Source organism: Intestinibacter sp. (assembly GCF_051866655.1).
Lineage (GTDB): Bacteria > Bacillota > Clostridia > Peptostreptococcales > Peptostreptococcaceae > Intestinibacter.
Map to the genome: position 1 here is coordinate 1 of NZ_JBJDXL010000439.1, position 2772 is coordinate 2772.

The following is a 2772-nucleotide window of genomic DNA, read 5'->3' on the forward strand; positions in this document are numbered from 1 at the left end:
GAAGGAGTAGGAGAAATGGCGGGTTGGCCTCATCATGAGTCTATCCAAAAAACAAAAGAAATCCTTGATAGTTTTATTAATGAAGATAAAGTATTTGCAATAGTATTAAAAGAAAACAATAAAGTAATAGGCTCACTTGGAGTTGAAAAATATGGTATGGAAAATGAACTAACCGAATTTAATGGTTATAAAGGACGTGAAATCGGCTATGTGTTAAGCAAAGACTACTGGGGACAAGGCATAATGCCAGAAGCAGTTTCAGCCGTAATTGATTATTTATTTAATGATCTAGATTTAGATTTCTTAACTTGTGGATATTATTTATTTAATGATCAATCAAGAAGGGTCCAAGAAAAATGTGGTTTTGTACCATATCGTAAACTACAAATGAACACTCGTTTGGGTCATACCGAACTTGGAATTTTAAATCTATTAGTTAATCCTCATAAAGATATTAAGTTTAACTTTTCTCATCCTGAATCGTTAATCTATGAAAATAAATAATATAATGTAATTATTATATAAGGAAAAATCATAAAAAAACTTAATTTGTTTTAATATAGTAATTATTTTGTTACTTATGGCAAATTTTAACTTCTTTTAAGATAACATATAATATTAGGTTGTGCACTTACTATTATACTTTCATAAAAATTGCATATATAGATTAAATATGATATAATAGTTAAATGAAATTTTAAAATAGAAATATCAGTTTAAAATTATAAATTAATAAATAAAAACCAAGAAAGGAAGATAACAATGAACTGGACAGAGGTAACTATAAAAACAACTACAGAAGCTGTAGAAGCAATAAGTAACATACTAATGGAAGAAAGATGCGGAGGAGTCATGATAGAAGACCCTAAAGACTTTCTATTCCAAAAGAAAAACGAACTAGACTGGGATTACGTAGAAGAAGAAGTATTCAACAAAAGCTGCCAAGACGGCGTTCTAATAAAAACTTACATACCAGAAGAAAGAAACGTACTAGAGCTTGTTGAAACTGTAAAGGCTAGAATATCTCTACTTCCATCATTTGGACTAGATATAGGTGAAGGAAGCGTAACTTTAAGTAATGTTCACGAATCAGACTGGGCAAATGAATGGAAAAAATACTACAAACCAACAAAAATAGGCAAAAAAATCGTAGTGAAACCTAGCTGGGAAGAATACCAAGAACAAGAAGGAGATCTAATAATAGAACTAGATCCAGGTATGGCGTTTGGAACAGGAACTCACGAAACTACTTCTATGTGTATAAGAGAATTAGAAAACTATGTAGACGATACAAAGACTGTTTTCGATATAGGATGCGGAAGTGGTATACTTGCAATTGCAGCTGCTAAATTAGGTGCAAAAGACGTTGTAGCAGGGGACTTGGATGAAGTAGCAGTAAAGGTATCAAAGGAAAACTGTGAAATAAACCATGTATCAGACAAGGTTACAGTTAAACACGGTTCACTATTTGAAGTAGTGGACTCAAAAGCTGACGTAATAGTTGCAAACATAATAGCAGATATAATCAAAATCCTTGCTAAAGACGTTAGCAAATTCTTAAAAGAAGACGGTGTATTCATATCATCAGGTATAATCCTTGCTAAAATAGATGAAGTATGTGAAAGCTTAACTGAAAACGGATTTGAAATAGTTAAGGTTGAGAGATTAGGAGAATGGTCAGCTATAGTTTCTAAACTTAAGTAGGTGAATTTATGGATAGATTTTTTGTAGATAAAAACAATATAGATTTAGAAAATGGCACATGTATAATAGAGGGCGAAGATGTAAAACATATATCAAAGGTTTTAAGATGTAAAGTCGGCGAAAAATTAGAGATATGTGATAAGGACAACTCTGAATACGTATGCGAAATAACAGATATAAGTAAAAATCAAGTCGATTTAAATATAATAGAAAAAAAGGAAATAAAAAGAGAATCAGATTTAAAAGTAAAGCTATACCAAGGTCTACCTAAGAGCACAAAGATGGAGTTTATACTTCAAAAGCTCACAGAGGTCGGTGTCGATGAAATTATTTTAGTATCGACAAAGAGAAGTGTAGTAAAGGTAGACGACAAAAAAGAAGGTAAAAAATTAGAACGTTGGGAAAGAATAATATACGAGGCGGCGAAACAAAGTAAACGAGGTAAGATACCTACATTGAGAGGTGTATTATCCTTTGATGAGGCTTTAGAGGATATGAAAAACAACGACATGAATATCTGCCCATATGAAAATGAAAAAACTGTATCTATAAAAAGTGCTATAAGAGAAGCTGATATAAATAATATCGGGATTTTCATTGGACCAGAGGGTGGATTTGAAGAGGAGGAAATACAAACTCTTCAAAATATAGATTCTAAAGTTGTATCACTAGGACCGAGAATACTTAGAACAGAAACGGCATCAGTAGTCGCTTCTTCCATAGTTTTATATGAATTAAGTGACTTAGGAGGAAATATTTAATGAAAAAAGTGGCATTTTATACTCTAGGGTGTAAAGTAAACCAATATGAGACAGAGGCAATGCTCGAGTTATTTGAAAAGGAAGGATATGAAAAAGCCGAGACAGAGGACTATGCAGATGTCTACGTTATAAATACCTGCACAGTAACTCATATGAGCGACAGAAAATCAAGACAATATATAAGAAGAGTTAAAAAGAAAAATCCAAATGCAATAATAGCAGTAGTTGGATGCTATTCACAGGTATCACCTGAGGAAATACTTTCAATAGATGAAGTAAACCTAGTAATGGGTACAAACGACAGACG

General features: G+C 32.1%; 3 protein-coding genes and 1 pseudogene. All 4 read left to right on the forward strand.

Going from position 1 to position 2772, the window contains the following annotated elements; translation table 11 throughout:
* Positions 1-504 (forward strand): GNAT family N-acetyltransferase (locus tag ACI3VO_RS13215; RefSeq protein WP_439758368.1); only part of this gene is annotated, 504 nt, incomplete at its 5' end.
* Positions 505-762: 258 nt separating this feature from the next.
* Complete coding sequence (gene prmA / locus ACI3VO_RS13220) at positions 763-1704, forward strand: 50S ribosomal protein L11 methyltransferase (protein WP_439758369.1); 942 nt, start codon at positions 763-765, stop codon at positions 1702-1704.
* Between the two features lie 8 nt (positions 1705-1712).
* Positions 1713-2465 carry a 16S rRNA (uracil(1498)-N(3))-methyltransferase gene (locus ACI3VO_RS13225; RefSeq protein ID WP_439758370.1) on the forward strand — a complete coding sequence of 251 codons (753 nt, stop codon included), beginning with the start codon at positions 1713-1715 and terminating at the stop codon, positions 2463-2465.
* Positions 2465-2772 (forward strand): annotated as a pseudogene (locus tag ACI3VO_RS13230) (tRNA (N(6)-L-threonylcarbamoyladenosine(37)-C(2))-methylthiotransferase MtaB); the annotation flags it as partial. The gene ACI3VO_RS13225 and the pseudogene ACI3VO_RS13230, both read left to right, overlap by 1 nt.

Excerpts from the sequence above, each read along its gene's own strand:
- ACI3VO_RS13225 (WP_439758370.1), top strand. The coding sequence starts at position 1,713 with ATGGATAGATTTTTTGTAGATAAAAACAATATAGATTTAGAAAATGGC.
- prmA (WP_439758369.1), top strand. The coding sequence starts at position 763 with ATGAACTGGACAGAGGTAACTATAAAAACAACTACAGAAGCTGTAGAA.